Here is a 14,670-nt window from a genome sequence, read left to right on the forward strand (position 1 = left end):
CATCGCCACCCCCGGCCTGCCGCCGGCGGTGACCGTCGAAAAACTGCGCTTCCGCCATGCCGGCGCCTCGGCCGCCGTCTTCACCGATCTCAGCCTGGCGATCGCGCCCGGCGAGCATGTCGCGCTGCTCGGCCCCAGCGGCATCGGCAAGTCCAGCCTGCTGGCGGTGATCGCCGGCCTGGCCCGGCCCGAGGCCGGCCGCGTGCTGATCGACGGCCGCGACATGGCGGCGGCGCCCGCGGAGCTCCGCGCCCAGATCGCCTGGGTCGGCCAGAAGCCCTTCTTCTTCAATGCCTCGCTGTCCCGCAACGTGACACTGCAGCGCGCCGCCCTGGACGAGGCCGCCGCGCAACGCGCGCTGCGCCTGGCGGGGCTCGCCCATGTGGCACGGCGCCACGGCCCCCAAGGCATCGGCGAGGCCGGCCTCGGCCTGTCCGGCGGCGAGGCGCTGCGCCTGTCCCTGGCCCGCGCCTTGGTCGACCCGGCCGCGACCCTGGTCCTGGCCGACGAGCCCACCGCCCATCTGGACGCGGCCACCGCGGCCTTCACCACCGAGACGCTGCTGGCGCTGTGCCAGGGACGCAGCCTGCTGCTGGCGACGCACGACCCCGTGCTGGCCGCCCGCATGGACAGGATTGTCGTGCTGTGAACACGCTTCTCCCGGTTCTCTCGATCTTCTGGCAGGCGCAGCGGCGCGCGCTACTGGTGGGCGCTGCGCTGGCGGCGGCGACCATGCTGGCCGGCGTCGCCCTGCTCGGCCTGTCGGGCTGGTTTATTACCGCGACCGCGCTGGCCGGGCTATCGGCCAGCGCCGCCATCGGCTTCGACGTCTTCCGCCCCGGCGCCGGCATCCGCTTCCTAGCCATCGCCCGCACCGCCGGCCGCTATGGCGAGCGGCTGGTCACCCATGACGCGACCCTGGCCGTCCTGGCGGCCTTGCGGGAAAGGCTGTTTCGCGGCTGGGCGGCGCCGATGGCGGCGCGGCAGCTGATGGCGCGCCCGGCCCGGCTGCTGTTCCGCCTGACCGCCGATGTCGACGCGCTGGACGGGCTGTATCTGCGGCTGCTGATGCCGCTGGGCGCGGCGCTGAGCGTGGCGCTCGGCGCCGGGGTGTCGCTGGGCCTGCTGCATCCGGCGCTGGGGCTCGGGCTGGCGGCGCTGCTGCTGGCCGCGGGGCTCGGCCTGCCCGTCGCCGCGGCGCGCGCCGGCCGCCGCCCGGCCCGCCGCCGCGCCCATGCCGCCGAGGCGCTCCGCGCCCGCACCACCGACCTGCTGGGCGGCCAGGCGGAGCTGCTGCTGGCCGGCCGCCTGCCGGCCCAGCGCGACGCCGTGCTCGCCGCCGAAACCCGGCTGGCCGATGCCGAGGACGCGCTGCACCGCATCGAGACTGGCGCGGGGTTGGGCTTCGGCCTGGCCGGCAGCCTGGCCCTGGCCGGCACGCTGCTGGCGGTGGGCGCCCTGGTCGAGGACGGCGCCATCACCACCCCCCAGGCGGCGATGGCGCTGCTGGTCGCCTTCGCCGCGCTGGAGCCTTTCGGGCTGCTGCGCCGCGGCGCGGTGGAACTCGGCCGCATCCTGCTGGCCGCCCGCCGCCTGGCGCCGCGCCTGCAAGCCGCGCCGCCGCCGGCCGCCCTGCCCCTGCCGCCGATGGGCGAGGCGCTGCGGCTGGACGCCGTCACCGCCGGCCATCCCGGCGCCGCGGCCCCGGTCCTGCAGCGGATTTCCTTCAGCCTGCGCGCCGGCGAGCGGGTCGCGGTGATCGGCGCCAGCGGCGCCGGCAAGTCGAGCCTGCTGGCGCTGGCGGCCGGCGAGCTCGCCCCCTGGCAGGGCCGGGTCGCGGCGCTGCCGGCCTGCCTGATGACCCAGCGCAGCGAGCTGTTCCAGGACAGCCTGGCCGACAATCTGCGCCTGGCCGACCCGGCAGCACCCGACGCCGTGCTGTGGCAGGCGCTGGCCGATGCCGGGCTGGACACCGCCGTCGCCGCGCTGCCGGGCGGGCTGGCTGCCCGGCTGGGCGAGGGCGGCGCGGGGCTCTCCGCCGGCCAGTCGCGGCGGCTGGCGCTGGCCCGGCTGCTGCTGCGCGGCGCGCCGCTCTGGCTGCTGGACGAGCCGACCGAAGGCCTCGACCCGCTGCTGGCGCGCGAGGTGCTGGCACGGATTTCCGCGCGGGCCGAGGCAGCGACGCTGCTGCTGGCCACGCATATCCGGCGGGAGGCTGAGCTCGCCGACCGCCTGCTGCTGCTGGAGGACGGCCGCCTGGTCGCCGAGCATCGCCGCGGGGAGGCGGGCTACGCCGCCACCCTGGCGATGCTCCGCCCGGACTGAGGCCGCCCCTTGCTGAATCACCGGCGCCGTGCTCCCGCGGCGCCGCAACCGAGAGGACACCGGGGCCCTCCCCCGGCGGCATCGGATGGAACTGGACGTCGTATCCCTATCGCGGCTGCAATTCGCGCTGACCGCCCTCTACCACTTCCTCTTCGTGCCCCTGACGATCGGATTGTCGATCCTGCTGGCCATCATGGAAACGGTCTATGTGATGACCGGCCGCACCGTGTGGCGGGAGATGACCCGTTTCTGGGGCACGCTCTTCGGCATCAACTTCGTGCTCGGCGTGGCCACGGGGCTGACCATGGAATTCCAGTTCGGCATGAACTGGAGCTACTACAGCCATTATGTCGGCGACATCTTCGGCGCGCCGCTGGCGATCGAAGGGCTGATGGCCTTCTTCCTGGAAGCCACCTTCGTCGGGCTGTTCTTCTTCGGCTGGGACAAGCTGTCGCGGCTGGGGCATCTGGCGGCGACCTGGGCGGTGGCCATCGGCTCCAACTTCTCGGCGCTGTGGATCCTGATCGCCAATGGCTGGATGCAGAACCCGGTCGGCGCCGCCTTCAACCCGGCGACCATGCGGATGGAGGTCACCGACTTCTGGGCCGTGGTCTTCAACCCCGTGGCCCAGGCGAAGTTCGTCCACACCGTCTCGGCCGGCTATGTCACCGCCGCGCTCTTCGTGCTGGGCGTCTCCGCCTGGTACGTCCTGAAGGGCCGCCACCTGGCGTTGGCCCGCCGCTCGATGACGGTCGCCGCCTCCTTCGGCCTGGCGGCGTCGCTGTCGGTCGTCGTGCTCGGTGACGAGAGCGGCTATCTGGCGACCGAGCACCAGCAGATGAAGCTCGCCGCCGTCGAGGCCATGTGGGAGACCGAGCCGGCCCCCGCCGCCTTCACCGCCTTCGGCTTCCCCGACCAGCAGGCGCGCGAGACGCATTACGCCATCCATATCCCGGCGGTGATGGGGCTGATCGCGACTCGCTCGCTGACCACCGAGGTGCCGGGCATCAAGGACCTCGTGGTCCGCGCCGAATCCCGCATCCGCCAGGGTATTCTGGCATATGACGCCCTGCAGCAGATCCGGGCCGCGCGCGGCGCCGGCGTGCCATCGGAAGTGACCGCGTCGTTTGAAGAGAACGGCCGGCTGCTCGGCTACGCCTATCTGCTGCGCCGCTATGTCGACGACCCGCGCCAGGCGACGGAAGAACAAATTGCCAAGGCGGCCTGGGACACGGTGCCGCATGTGCCCTCGCTGTTCTGGGCCTTCCGCATCATGGTCGGCATCGGCATGTACATGATCCTGCTGACCGCGGTGTTCTTCTTCCTGTCCGCGCGCAGAAGGCTGGATCGGTATCGCTGGCTGCTCTGGGTCGCCGTCTGGTCGATCCCGCTGCCCTGGATCGCCGCCGAGATGGGCTGGATCGTCGCCGAGTTCGGCCGGCAGCCCTGGATCATCGAAGGCGTGCTGCCCACCGCCATGGCCGTCTCCCATGTCGGCATCACCGAGCTGCTGATCACCATCGCCGGCTTCACCCTGTTCTACAGCGTCCTCGCCGTCGTCGAGATGGGGCTGATGCTGAAGGCGATCCGCAAGGGCCCGCAGCCGGCCCCCGCCCCCGCTCCAATGCTGTCAGCCGGACAGGCGCCGCCGCGCGCCATCCCGGCGGAGTGACCGTGTCATGATCCTGCATGAGCTCCTCGACTACCCGACCCTCCGGCTGATTTGGTGGGTGCTGCTCGGCGTGCTGCTGATCGGCTTCGCCGCAACGGACGGCTTCGACCTCGGCGTCGGCGCGCTGCTGCCCTTCGTCGGCCGCACCGACCTCGAGCGCCGCGTCGCCATCAACACCATCGGCCCGGTCTGGGAAGGCAACCAGGTCTGGCTGATCCTCGGCGGCGGCGCCATCTTCGCCGCCTGGCCGCAGCTCTACGCCGTGTCCTTCTCGGGTTTCTATCTCGCGATGTTCGTGGTCCTCGCCGCCCTCATCCTGCGCCCCGTCGGCTTCAAGTATCGCGGCAAGCGCGACGACCCGCGCTGGCGCGCCGCCTGGGACTGGGCGCTGTTCACCGGCGGCTTCGTCCCCGCGCTGATCTTCGGCGTCGCCGTCGGCAACGTGCTGCAGGGCGTGCCCTTCCGGCTGACCGATGAATACGGCATCCGCTACGAAGGCTCGTTCTTCGGCCTGCTCAACCCCTTCGCCCTGCTTTGCGGGCTGCTGTCGCTGTCGATGATGGTGATGCATGGCGGCGCCTGGCTGTCGCTGAAGGCCACCGGCCCCGTCGCCGCGCGCGGCCGCCGCTACGGTAGCATCGCGGCCCTCGCGGCGCTCGGCCTCTTCGCCTTCTGCGGGCTGCTGACCTGGCTCTGGCTCGGCGGCTACCGCATCACCAGCCCGATCGACCCGGCCGGCCCCTCCGCGCCCCTGCTGAAGGAAGTGACCCGCGACGGCGCCAGCTGGCTCGCCAACTACGCGACGTACCCCTGGATGCTGATCGCCCCCGTCGCCGGCTTCCTCGGCATCCTCGGCGCCTTCCTCGGCCTGCGCGCCGGGCGGGAGGTGAGCACCTTGCTCTGCAGCAAGCTTGCCACCTTCGGCATCATCTCGACCGCCGGCCTGTCGATGTTCCCCTTCCTGCTGCCCTCCTCGCTCGACCCGCGCTCGAGCCTGACGGTCTGGGACAGCTCCTCCTCCCACCTCACCCTGTTCATCATGCTGGTCGCGACCGCCATCTTCCTGCCCCTGATCCTGGCCTACACCGCCTGGGTCTACCGGGTCCTCTGGGGGAAGGTCAGCGAGGCCAGCGTGCGCGACAGCTCCGACGCCTACTGAAAGGAACGACGACCATGTGGTACTTTGCCTGGCTGCTCGGCCTGCCCCTGGCCGCCGCCTTTGCGGTGCTGAACGCGATGTGGTTCGAACTGATGGAACAGGGCGAAATCGCCCCGCAGGAATGACGCGCCATGGACATGCTTGACTTCCACAACCCCCTCGCCGACGTCGAAACCCACGCCGCCGAGGCCGCCAACCTGCTGCGCATGCTGGCCAACGAACGCCGCCTGCTGCTGCTGTGCCACCTGATCGGCGAAGGCGAGGTCACCGTCGGCCGCCTGGCCGAGCTCGTCGGCCTGTCCCAGCCGGCGCTGTCCCAGCACCTGGCCCGCCTGCGCGAGGACGGCCTGGTCGCCACCCGCCGCGCCGGGACGACCATCCACTACCGCGTCGCCGATCCGCGGGTCGCACGGCTGCTGGGGGTGCTGCACGACATCTATCAAGATGAAGAAGAAAGCTCTGAAGCTGTCGTGGTGAACTGAAGAGAAGCATTTGGGCAGGCCAGGGGAATGAATTCCCCTGGACCCCTTCTTCTTTCTGTCAGATTGCCATGTCCACGTGACGACAGTACGTGGCCCGGCCCAGCCAAAGCGCGACCTGTAAGGGCGCGCTTTTTTTATGAAATGGCGTCCCGCCGTGACACCCGGGGGCGGGCGCCATCGAAGCGCAGGTCTGCAAAAGGCCGGTGATCAGAAAAAAGATGGGGGTTCGGGGGAATTCATTCCCCCGACCTGTCCCTGCCTTCTCTGCCCCTGTCTTCCCTTACGCGTTCAGCCCCCCATCCACGACGATCCCCGTCCCCGTCACCTGGGCGGCGCCCGGCCCGGCGAGGTAGGCCACGGCGCCGGCGATGTCTTCCGGCTTGCCGTAGTGGCCGAGGGCGATGCCCGCGCGCTGGGCTTCGGCCTGGGGGCCGGCGGCGGGGTTCATGTCGGTGTCGGTCGGGCCCGGGTGGACCAGGTTCACCGTGATGCCGCGGGGGCCCAGGTCGCGGGCCAGGCCGCGGGTCAGCGAGATCAGCGCCGACTTGCTCATCGAATAGACGCTGATGCCGGGCATGGCCACGCGCTCGGCCAGGCAGGAGCCGATGCTGATGATGCGGCCGCCTTGCGACAGGTGCGGGATGGCGGCCTGGATCGACAGGACCACGCCGCGGATGTTGACGTCGATGATGGCGTCGATGTCGTCCAGGCTCATCGACTCCAGCGGGCCGCCGCGGGCGACGCCGGCATTGTTCACCAGGATGTCGAGGCCGCCGAGGCCGGCCACCGCCTCCTCCACCGAGTGCTTGATAGCGGCGGGATCGGCGCTGTCCGCGGCGATGGCCAGGGCGCGGCGGCCGAGGCCTTCGATCTCCTTCGCCACGCCCGCGGCGCGCTCGGGGGAGCTGACATAGGTGATGGCGACGTCGGCGCCGCGGCGCGCCAGCTCGCGGGCGATGGCGGCGCCGATGCCGCGGGAGCCGCCGGTGACCAGGGCGCGCTTGCCGAGAAGATCCATGGTGAGCGTCTTTCTGTGGTGTTCGATACATAAATCCTGGCGCCGGTTGAAGCCCCGCGTCAAGTGAATTATATATCGATCGACAGAGAATTAGGTGCCATGGCGGAACGCGGACGTCCCCGGAGCTTCGATCGCGAGCGCGCGCTGGCCTCGGCCATGCTGCTGTTCTGGCGGCGCGGCTACAGCGCGACGTCGGTGGCCGAGCTGTGCCAGGCGATGGGGATTGGCTCGCCCAGCCTCTATGCCGCCTTCGGCAGCAAGGAGGCGCTCTATGCCGAGGCGCTGAAGCTCTATGGCGAGCGCTTCGGCCCGCGCATCTGGACCGGCTTCGACGCGGCGCCCACGGCGCGCGAGGCGATCCGGTCACTGCTGCTGGATTCGGCCGGGACCCTGGCCGAGGATTCCTGCGGCTGCATGGTGACGCTGGCCAATATCGGCGAGCCGGGGGCCTGCCAGGCCCAGGCGCTGCTGGCCGAGATGCGCGCCGCCATCCTGGAGAAGGTCACCGGCCGGCTGGCGGCGGCGCAGAGGTCGGGGGAATTGCCCGGAACGGTCGATGTCGCGGCGCTGGGGCGGTTCTATCTCGGCGTGCAGCAGGGCATGTCGGTGCAGGCGCGCGACGGCGCCGCGCAGCCGGCTTTGGCGGCGATGGCGGAGGTCGCCATGGCCGCCTGGCCCGCGGCCTAGTTGTCGCCGAGCTCGCGATAGGCGCCGCGCTCGGGGTCGTAGCCGTAGCGCTTCATCTCGGCGCCGGAGAGGGTGACGGGGCGGCCGTCGCGCTCCTCGCTGCGGTCGAGGGACATGACGATCACCGGCCAGCCGGGGCGCGCCATGGCGACGCGGGCGTCGAAGACGGGCGCACCTTCCAGCGTCACGCAGGGGCTTTGCGGCGGCATGCATGCAGCGCCGTTGTCGCTGCCGCCGGGGATGGTGCCGGCGTAGCGCCATTGGCTGCGCGCGGCCTCCAGCTTGAAGATCTCGAAGCCGTAGATCGAGCTGCCCTGGAAGCTGCTGATGGTGCGCAGCGCCAGGATCAGGTCGCCGCCCGGCAGGGCGTGCTGCCGCAGCGGCGCCTTCTCGTCGACCTGCGGCGCGTCGCCGCCGGCGCCGCCCGTGCCGATGCGCCCCATGCCGGCCTGCAGGCTGGCGGGGATCCAGCGGCTGCCCTCGCGGCGGAAACTCGCCTGGTAGAGCGGCAGGGTGGCGTCGGGGGCGGTGAAGACGACACCGCCCGTCGGCGCCGGCTGCGCCGTGGCCAGGCCCAGATACAGTTCGCCGCCGGCCGGCAGGGTCACCCGGCTGCCCCACCAGAAGGACAGCACCTGGCCATCCGCCAGCCGGCAGGCACCCTCGGCGTCGCGGCGGGCGCAGAAGGAATCCTCCACCTGCCGGGGCGAGGGGGGCGCGGGGTCGGCGGCCCAAGCGGCGAGCGGCAGGGTCAGGAAGGCGGCGGCGAGGGCAGCGGTTTTCATGCCGCGCAAGATAGGAAGCGGTTCCGCCAGGGTCGCATCATTCCCCCGTGACGGGGCCTGCGGCACCAGACTCCACGCATCTTGGAAGGCGGTCCGGGGGGTGGCAGGCTCCCGGCCAGCAAGCTTTGGGAGACGAGCGGATGGCCTATGACCTGATCCTGGCCGGCGGCCGGGTGGTCGACCCGTCGCAGAAGATCGACGCGGTGATGGATGTCGCCTTCGAGGGCGGCAAGGTGGCGAAGCTGGCGCCCTCGATCGAGGCGCCGCCGGGCTGCGAGCGGCGCGATGTCAGCGGGCTGATCGTTACCCCCGGCCTGATCGACCTGCACACCCATGTCTATGACGGCGGCACCTCGCTGGGCGTCAACGCGGAAGAGTTCGCGCGGATCTCGGCGGTGACCACGGCGGTCGATACCGGCAGCGCCGGCCCGGGCAATTTCGCCGGCTTCCGCAAGCACGTCATCGAGCGCAGCCAGGTCCGCATCCTGGCCTATCTGCACGTCTCCCATGCCGGCATCTTCGGCTTCTCCAAGCGCGTCATGGTGGGCGAGAGCGAGGAGCTGCGCCTGATGAACCCGATCGAGGCGGTGCAGGTGGCGGACGCCAACCGCGACGTCGTGGTCGGCATCAAGGTGCGGGTGGGGCGGCATTCCTCCGGCACCTCGGGGGCGGTGCCGCTGAACATCGCGCTGCAGGTGGCCGACGAGGTCGGCATGCCGCTGATGGTGCATATCGACCACCCGCCGCCCTCCTATGAGGAGGTGATCGCCCAGATGCGGCCGGGCGACGTGCTGACCCATGCCTTCCGCCCCTTCCCCAATTCGCCGGTGAACGCCCAGGGCAAGGTCAAGCAGGCGGTGCTGGCGGCGCGCGACCGCGGCGTGCTGTTCGACATCGGCCATGGCCAGGGGTCTTTCTCGTTCAAGACCGCCCGCGCCATGCTGGCCAACGGCTTCATGCCCGACACCATTTCGTCGGATGTTCATTCGCTCTGCATCACCGGGCCGGCCTTCGACCAGGTGACCACCCTGTCGAAGTTCCTGTGCCTCGGCGTGCCGCTGTCCGACGTCATCGCCGCCTCGACCAACCTGGCGGCGGCGGCGCTGCAGCGGCGGGAGCTGGGGACGCTGAAGCCGGGCAGCATCGGCGACGCCTCCATCCTGTCGCTGCGCGAGGGCCGCTTCGACTATGTCGACGTGGTCGGCGAGCGGCTGGAAGGCAGCCAGCGCCTGGTGGCCGAGGGCGTGGTGATCAATGGCCGCTGGTGGCATGGCCGGTCCGCCGACGAACCGATCCACGGCACCATCTGACCCTTCTTCCAGTGCCGAGCTTGGACGGGGCCCTTGCGGCCCCGTTTTCGTTTCAGCCCACCCGCCCCTCACCGCAAAATGTGGCGATCTGACGAAACCTCAACCAGGCCTCTTGATTGTAGCCTCGGCTACATGCTCAATGGCGGGCCTCAAATGCCTGCCGTGACCACAGCTCGACCTTCAAGAGGAAGCCTGGATGCGCCTGACGCGACGGATTGCCGCCAAGACCGCTGGCCTGGCCCTGCTGGCCGGGCTGCTGGCCCTGCCCTCCCTCGCCGAGGCGCGCGACCGCCCGCTGCGGGTGGTGACCACCTTCACGATCCTGCAGGACATGGCGCAGAACGTGGCCGGCGACGCCGCGGTGGTGGACTCCATCACCCGCCCCGGCGCCGAGATCCATGACTACGAGCCCACCCCCCAGGACATCGTGAAGGCCCAGGCCGCCGACCTGGTGCTGTGGAACGGCATGGGGCTGGAGCGCTGGTTCGAGCGCTTCTTCCAGCGCGTGAAGGACGTGCCTTCCGCCGTGCTGACCGACGGCATCACGGGCATCGCCATCACCGAGGGCCCCTACAAGGGCCGTGCCAACCCGCATGCCTGGATGTCGCCGGCCAATGCGGTGGTCTATGTCGAGAATATCCGCAAGGCGCTGGCCGCGGCCGACCCGGCCAATGCGGCGGTCTATGCCGCCAATGCGGCGCGCTACACCGCCGAGATCCGCGCCCTCGACGCGCCGATCCGCGCCCAGCTGTCGCGCATCCCCGAGGCGCAGCGCTGGCTGGTGACCTGCGAGGGCGCCTTCTCCTACCTGACCGCCAATTACGGCCTGCAGGAGCTGTATCTCTGGCCGATCAATGCCGAGGAAGAGGGCACGCCGCGGCAGATCCGGAAAGTGGTCGACACCGTCCGCCGCCAGAAGATTCCTGTTCTTTTCTGCGAAAGCACCGTCAGCGACCGGGCGATGCAGCAGGTGGCGCGGGAGGCGCGGTCGCGCTTCGCCGGCGTCCTCCATGTCGACAGCCTGACCGGGCCGGAAGGCGACGCGCCGAGCTTCCTGCGCCTGCTGGATTTCAACGCGAAGGCGATCCTGGCCGCCTTCCAGGACCGGAGGAGCTGAGCATGCTGATGGGCGCCGCCTCTGGCCCGCCTCCCCTGGTCTTCCCGCGCTCGCCCCTGCGCGGCTTCGGCGGCTGGCTGATCGAGCGCATCGCGCCCTTCGCTGAACGGACGGCAACCGAGACCCCCGCCGCGGCCGCCGCCCCCCGCATGGAGCTGCGGGTCGAGGGCGCGACCGTCGCCTATGCCAATGGCCATGTGGCGCTGCGCGATGCTTCTCTCGTCCTCGACCGGCCGACCATCTGCGGCCTGCTGGGCGTCAACGGCGCCGGCAAGTCGTCGCTGTTCAAGGCGGTGATGGGGCTGGTGACGCCCGCCGCCGGCACCGTCCGCATCGCCGGCGAAAGCGTGGCCACCGCCCAGCGCCGCAACTGGCTGGCCTATGTGCCCCAGGCCGAGGAGGTCGACTGGGCCTTCCCGGTCAGCGTGCGCGACGTGGTCATGATGGGCCGCTACGGCTACATGAACAGCCTGCGCATCCCCTCGGCCGCCGATCGCCGCGCGGTGGAGCAGGGGCTGGCGCGCGTCGGCATGCTCGACTTCGCCGACCGGCAGATCGGCCAGCTGTCGGGCGGGCAGAAGAAGCGCGTCTTCCTGGCCCGCGCGCTCGCCCAGGACGGCCGCATCATCCTTCTGGACGAGCCCTTCGGCGGCGTCGACGTCACCACCCAGGAGCAGATTGTCTCCCTGTTGCGGGAGCTGCGGGCCGAGGGGCGGATCATTCTCGTCTCCACCCATGACCTGGCCAGCGTCCCGGGCTTCTGCGACCAGGTCGCCCTGGTGAAGGGCACCGTGCTCGCCGCCGGCCCCACGGAGAAAGTCTTCACGCCCGCGAACCTGGCGCGCGCCTTCGGCGGCACCGCCGCCACCCAGGCCGCCGGCGCCAGCGTCACCCTGGTGCCCGGCCCGGACGGGGCGCAGCTGGTGATGGATGCCGAGGGCCGCCTGCTGGGGCAGCTGCGACCCGAATGATCGAGGCCCTGCTGATCCCCTTCGACTACGAGTATATGCGCAACGCCATGCTGGTCTCGGCGGCGATCGGCGCCATCTGCGGGCTGCTCTCCTGCTTCGTCGCGCTGAAGGGCTGGTCGCTGCTGGGCGACGCCCTGTCGCATGCAGTGGTGCCGGGGGTGGCGCTGGCCTGGATCCTGGGGCTGCCCTTCGCGCTGGGCGCCTTCGCCTCCGGCCTGCTGGCGGCCTGGGTCATGGGCTTCATCCGCCGCAACAGCCGCATCCGCGAGGATGCCGCCATCGGCGTGGTCTTCACCGCTTTCTTCGGCGCCGGCCTGGTGCTGCTGACCCTGTTCCCCAGCAATATCCGGCTGCAGACCATCATCTTCGGCAATGTGCTGGGCATCGCGCCGGAAGACACGCTGCAGCTGCTGATCGTCACGGGCGGCGTGCTGGCGGTGATGCTGCTGCGCGGGCGCGACCTGATGCTGTGGTGCTTCGATGCCGGCCATGCCCGGGCCATCGGCCTGAACACGTCTCTTCTCCAGATCCTGCTGTTGGGCAGCGTCGCCGCCGTCGCCGTCGCCGCCATGGTCGCCGTCGGCGCCGTGCTGGTCATCGCCATGCTGGTGGCGCCCGGGGCCACCGCCTACCTCCTGACCGACCGCTTCGGTCGCATGCTGCAGCTGGCGACGGCGATCGGCGCCGGCACCGCCTTGCTCGGCGCCTATGCCAGCTACTTCCTCGACGGCTCCACCGGCGGCGTCATCGTCAGCCTCCAGGCGCTGCTCTTCACCGTCGTGCTGGTCGTGGCGCCCCGGCACGGGCTGCTGGCCGGCCGCCGTGCCCGCCGCGCGGCGATGGAGGCCAGCCTGTGATCGAGGCCCTGCTCGCCCCCTTCGCCCATGACTTCATGCGCGAGGCCCTGCTGATCGGCAGCCTGGTGGCCACCGCCTGCGCCCTGCTGTCCTGCTACATCGTGCTGAAGGGCTGGTCGCTGCTGGGCGACGCCATCGCCCATGCGGTGCTGCCGGGGGTGGTGATCGCCTCGGCGCTGGGCTTTCCCATCGCCATCGGCGCCTTCGCTGCCGGCATGGCCTGCGCGCTCTCGGCCGGCTTCGTCCAGTCGCACAGCCGGGTGAAGGAGGATGCGGCGCTGGGCGTCGTCTTCACCGGCATGTTCGCCGCCGGGCTGGTGATGCTGGCCTTCCTGACCACCGAGGCCCACATCACCCATATCCTCTTCGGCAATATCCTGGGCATCGAGGCCGAAGACTTCTGGCAGACCCTGGCCGTTGGCGGCGCGGTTCTGGCGGTGCTGGCGGTGAAGGGCCGTGACCTGGTGCTGTTCTGCTTCGATGCCGGCCATGCCCGCAGCATCGGCCTGAATGTTTCTGCCCTGCGCTACCTTTTCCTGGCGCTGCTCTCCGCGGCGGTGGTCGCCGGGGTGCAGGCCGTGGGCGTGATCCTGGTCGTCGCCCTGCTGATCACCCCGGGCTGCATCGGCTATCTGCTGAGCGACCGCTTCGGCCGCATGGCCGCCATCGCCGCCGGCAGCGCCCTTCTGTCGAACGCCGCCGGCATCGTGCTGAGCTTCCATTTCAACGTCTCGCCGGCCGGCAGCATCGTGCTGGTGCTGTCCGGCCTCTTCGCCCTGGCCCTGGTCTTCGCGCCGCAGCACGGGCTGCTGGCGGCGCGTCGCCGGATTTCGTCCGCCGGCTGATCAGACGGGGGGGCGGTGCTGCGCCCAGGGCCGCACCGCCTCGAAGGCCGCGGCCATCTGCAGCACGCCCAGATCGTCGAAGCGCCGGCCGACGATCTGCATTCCGACCGGCAGCCCGTCGCTGGTGAAGCCGCAGGGAATGCTGGCCGCCGGGTTCTGCGACAGGTTGAACGGGTAGGAGAACTCCGCCCAGCTCATCCAGTCCCAGGGGTGCTGCGGCCAATGCGGCGGCTGCAGCAGTTCTGCGGGGAAGGCGGCGGTGGAGACCGCGGGGGTGATCAGGAAATCCCAATCCTCGAAGAAGCGGTGGATCTCGGCGCAATAGGCATACTTCACGATCCGCATCTTCTGGTAGTCGCTGAGGGAGATGTGCAGCCCGGCCTCCAGGCAGGCGACGAAGCCGGGGTCCATGCGGTCGCGGAATTCCTCCACCCGGTCGGCATGGCGGCTGAAATGCGCCGGCCAGAAGAAGCGCGCCAGCTCCGGCCCGCGCGGGCCCCAGGGGGTGGAGGCTGGTTCCACCGCCAAGCCGAGTTCGGATTCAAACGCCTTCGCCGCCTTTTCCACCAGCGCCGCGACCTCCGGATCGACCCGGGCATGGCCGAGGTCGGCGCTGAAGGCGATGCGCGGGCGGCGCGGGCGGTCGCCCAGGCGGCGCGGATAATCGGCCGGCTGCGCCTCCAGGCTGGACTGGTCCTCGGAATGCGGCCCGGCCATGACCTTCAGCATCAGCGCGGAATCGGCCACCGTCCGGGTCAGCGGCCCCAGATGCACGGTGTAGTCGCTGGCCGCCATCGGCGATTGCGGGATACGGCCATAGCTGGGCTTCAGCCCGAAGACGCCGCAGAAATGCGCCGGCATGCGGATCGATCCCGCCCCGTCGCTGCCCTGGTGCAGCGGGCCATAGCCGGCCGCCGCCCCCACCCCTGCCCCGGCCGAGGAGGCGCCGGCGTTGAAGCCCTGCTTCCAGGGATTGTGGGTGATGCCGGTCAGCGGCGAATGGCTGACGCCGGTCCAGCCGAATTCCGGCGTCGTCGTCTTGCCCAGGATGATGGCGCCGGCCGCGCGCAGCCGGGCGACCATGACGTTGTCGGCCGTGGCCACGTCGCCGCGGCGCAGATGCGTGCCGTATTCGACCGGCAGGCCGGCCACCGCCTCATGGTCCTTGATGGTCACCGGGATGCCGTGCAGCGGGCCCAGCGGCGCGCCCCTGGCGATCGCCGCGTCGGCGGCCTGGGCGGCCTCCATCGCCTGCTCGGCGGCCAGGTGGGCGAAGGCGTTCAGCTTCGGCTCCAGCGCCTCGATCCGCTTCAGCACGGCGGCGGTGACCTCGCTGGGCGCGACCTGCTTGGCGCGGATCGCATCGCCCAGCGCCGTCGCCGGGGTGAAGCACAGATCGGTCTCGTTCATGCCTGGAACCTCTTGCTGTCCGATGGCCGGAA

At 70.9% G+C, this 14,670-nt stretch carries 15 protein-coding genes; 12 read left to right on the forward strand and 3 right to left on the reverse strand.

Annotated features, from left to right (window positions below; genetic code table 11):
* The 6 genes from BKE38_RS06035 to BKE38_RS06060 all read left to right on the forward strand — a co-directional run.
* Positions 1–649: ATP-binding cassette domain-containing protein (locus BKE38_RS06035; protein WP_165694122.1), on the forward strand; the 649-nt coding region annotated here is incomplete at its 5' end.
* Complete coding sequence (locus BKE38_RS06040) at positions 646–2,325, forward strand: amino acid ABC transporter ATP-binding/permease protein (protein ID WP_076956461.1); 1,680 nt, start codon at positions 646–648, stop codon at positions 2,323–2,325. The genes BKE38_RS06035 and BKE38_RS06040, both read left to right, overlap by 4 nt.
* Before the next feature lie 85 nt (positions 2,326–2,410).
* Positions 2,411–3,997 (forward strand): cytochrome ubiquinol oxidase subunit I, encoded by a 1,587-nt coding sequence (locus tag BKE38_RS06045; protein ID WP_076956462.1) that lies wholly within the window; start codon positions 2,411–2,413, stop codon positions 3,995–3,997.
* A gap of 7 nt (positions 3,998–4,004) precedes the next feature.
* Positions 4,005–5,156 (forward strand): cytochrome d ubiquinol oxidase subunit II, encoded by a 1,152-nt coding sequence (gene cydB, locus BKE38_RS06050; protein WP_076956463.1) that lies wholly within the window; start codon positions 4,005–4,007, stop codon positions 5,154–5,156.
* 14 nt (positions 5,157–5,170) lie between these two features.
* The gene (gene cydX, locus BKE38_RS06055; RefSeq protein WP_076956464.1) at positions 5,171–5,281 is read left to right on the forward strand and encodes a cytochrome bd-I oxidase subunit CydX; all 111 of its coding nucleotides are present in this window, start codon (positions 5,171–5,173) and stop codon (positions 5,279–5,281) included.
* Positions 5,282–5,287: 6 nt separating this feature from the next.
* Positions 5,288–5,638, forward strand: coding sequence for an ArsR/SmtB family transcription factor (locus BKE38_RS06060; RefSeq protein WP_076956465.1), 351 nt, complete (start codon positions 5,288–5,290; stop codon positions 5,636–5,638).
* 280 nt (positions 5,639–5,918) lie between these two features.
* Here BKE38_RS06060 and BKE38_RS06065 read toward each other — a convergent pair whose 3' ends face one another.
* Positions 5,919–6,656 (reverse strand): 3-oxoacyl-ACP reductase family protein, encoded by a 738-nt coding sequence (locus tag BKE38_RS06065; protein WP_076956466.1) that lies wholly within the window; start codon positions 6,654–6,656, stop codon positions 5,919–5,921.
* A 99-nt stretch (positions 6,657–6,755) separates the two neighbouring features.
* Between BKE38_RS06065 and BKE38_RS06070 the strand changes: the two genes are divergently transcribed.
* Positions 6,756–7,343 carry a TetR/AcrR family transcriptional regulator gene (locus BKE38_RS06070; protein ID WP_076956467.1) on the forward strand — a complete coding sequence of 196 codons (588 nt, stop codon included), beginning with the start codon at positions 6,756–6,758 and terminating at the stop codon, positions 7,341–7,343.
* On the opposite strand, the gene BKE38_RS06075 is transcribed toward BKE38_RS06070, so the two are convergent.
* Positions 7,340–8,137, reverse strand: coding sequence for a hypothetical protein (locus BKE38_RS06075; protein ID WP_076956468.1), 798 nt, complete (start codon positions 8,135–8,137; stop codon positions 7,340–7,342). The two genes, BKE38_RS06070 and BKE38_RS06075, sit on opposite strands and share 4 nt — an antisense overlap.
* Positions 8,138–8,268: 131 nt before the next feature.
* On the opposite strand from BKE38_RS06075, the gene BKE38_RS06080 reads away from it, so the two are divergent.
* From BKE38_RS06080 to BKE38_RS06100, 5 genes are all read left to right on the forward strand, one after another.
* Positions 8,269–9,438 carry an amidohydrolase/deacetylase family metallohydrolase gene (locus BKE38_RS06080; RefSeq protein ID WP_076956469.1) on the forward strand — a complete coding sequence of 390 codons (1,170 nt, stop codon included), beginning with the start codon at positions 8,269–8,271 and terminating at the stop codon, positions 9,436–9,438.
* Positions 9,439–9,634: 196 nt separating this feature from the next.
* A complete protein-coding gene (locus BKE38_RS06085) occupies positions 9,635–10,555 on the forward strand; it encodes a metal ABC transporter substrate-binding protein (protein WP_076956470.1) in 921 nt (306 codons plus the stop codon).
* A gap of 2 nt (positions 10,556–10,557) precedes the next feature.
* Positions 10,558–11,526: a metal ABC transporter ATP-binding protein gene (locus BKE38_RS06090; RefSeq protein WP_278247607.1), complete on the forward strand. Its 969-nt coding sequence runs from the start codon at positions 10,558–10,560 to the stop codon at positions 11,524–11,526.
* On the forward strand, positions 11,523–12,383 hold the full coding sequence (locus tag BKE38_RS06095; protein WP_076956471.1) for a metal ABC transporter permease: 861 nt from the start codon (positions 11,523–11,525) through the stop codon (positions 12,381–12,383). Before BKE38_RS06090 ends, BKE38_RS06095 begins: the two co-directional genes overlap by 4 nt.
* Positions 12,380–13,228 (forward strand): metal ABC transporter permease, encoded by an 849-nt coding sequence (locus tag BKE38_RS06100; RefSeq protein ID WP_242662234.1) that lies wholly within the window; start codon positions 12,380–12,382, stop codon positions 13,226–13,228. Before BKE38_RS06095 ends, BKE38_RS06100 begins: the two co-directional genes overlap by 4 nt.
* On the opposite strand, the gene BKE38_RS06105 is transcribed toward BKE38_RS06100, so the two are convergent.
* Complete coding sequence (locus BKE38_RS06105) at positions 13,229–14,638, reverse strand: amidase (protein WP_076956472.1); 1,410 nt, start codon at positions 14,636–14,638, stop codon at positions 13,229–13,231.
* Positions 14,639–14,670 lie beyond the last annotated feature (32 nt).

This window comes from Teichococcus deserti, from assembly GCF_001982615.1.
GTDB classification, from domain to species: Bacteria; Pseudomonadota; Alphaproteobacteria; order Acetobacterales; family Acetobacteraceae; genus Pseudoroseomonas; species Pseudoroseomonas deserti.

Excerpts from the sequence above, each read along its gene's own strand:
- BKE38_RS06045 (WP_076956462.1), top strand. The coding sequence starts at position 2,411 with ATGGAACTGGACGTCGTATCCCTATCGCGGCTGCAATTCGCGCTGACC.
- cydB (WP_076956463.1), top strand. The coding sequence starts at position 4,005 with ATGATCCTGCATGAGCTCCTCGACTACCCGACCCTCCGGCTGATTTGG.
- cydX (WP_076956464.1), top strand. The coding sequence starts at position 5,171 with ATGTGGTACTTTGCCTGGCTGCTCGGCCTGCCCCTGGCCGCCGCCTTT.
- BKE38_RS06060 (WP_076956465.1), top strand. The coding sequence starts at position 5,288 with ATGGACATGCTTGACTTCCACAACCCCCTCGCCGACGTCGAAACCCAC.
- BKE38_RS06065 (WP_076956466.1), bottom strand. The coding sequence starts at position 6,656 with ATGGATCTTCTCGGCAAGCGCGCCCTGGTCACCGGCGGCTCCCGCGGC.
- BKE38_RS06070 (WP_076956467.1), top strand. The coding sequence starts at position 6,756 with ATGGCGGAACGCGGACGTCCCCGGAGCTTCGATCGCGAGCGCGCGCTG.
- BKE38_RS06080 (WP_076956469.1), top strand. The coding sequence starts at position 8,269 with ATGGCCTATGACCTGATCCTGGCCGGCGGCCGGGTGGTCGACCCGTCG.
- BKE38_RS06085 (WP_076956470.1), top strand. The coding sequence starts at position 9,635 with ATGCGCCTGACGCGACGGATTGCCGCCAAGACCGCTGGCCTGGCCCTG.
- BKE38_RS06090 (WP_278247607.1), top strand. The coding sequence starts at position 10,558 with ATGCTGATGGGCGCCGCCTCTGGCCCGCCTCCCCTGGTCTTCCCGCGC.
- BKE38_RS06095 (WP_076956471.1), top strand. The coding sequence starts at position 11,523 with ATGATCGAGGCCCTGCTGATCCCCTTCGACTACGAGTATATGCGCAAC.
- BKE38_RS06105 (WP_076956472.1), bottom strand. The coding sequence starts at position 14,638 with ATGAACGAGACCGATCTGTGCTTCACCCCGGCGACGGCGCTGGGCGAT.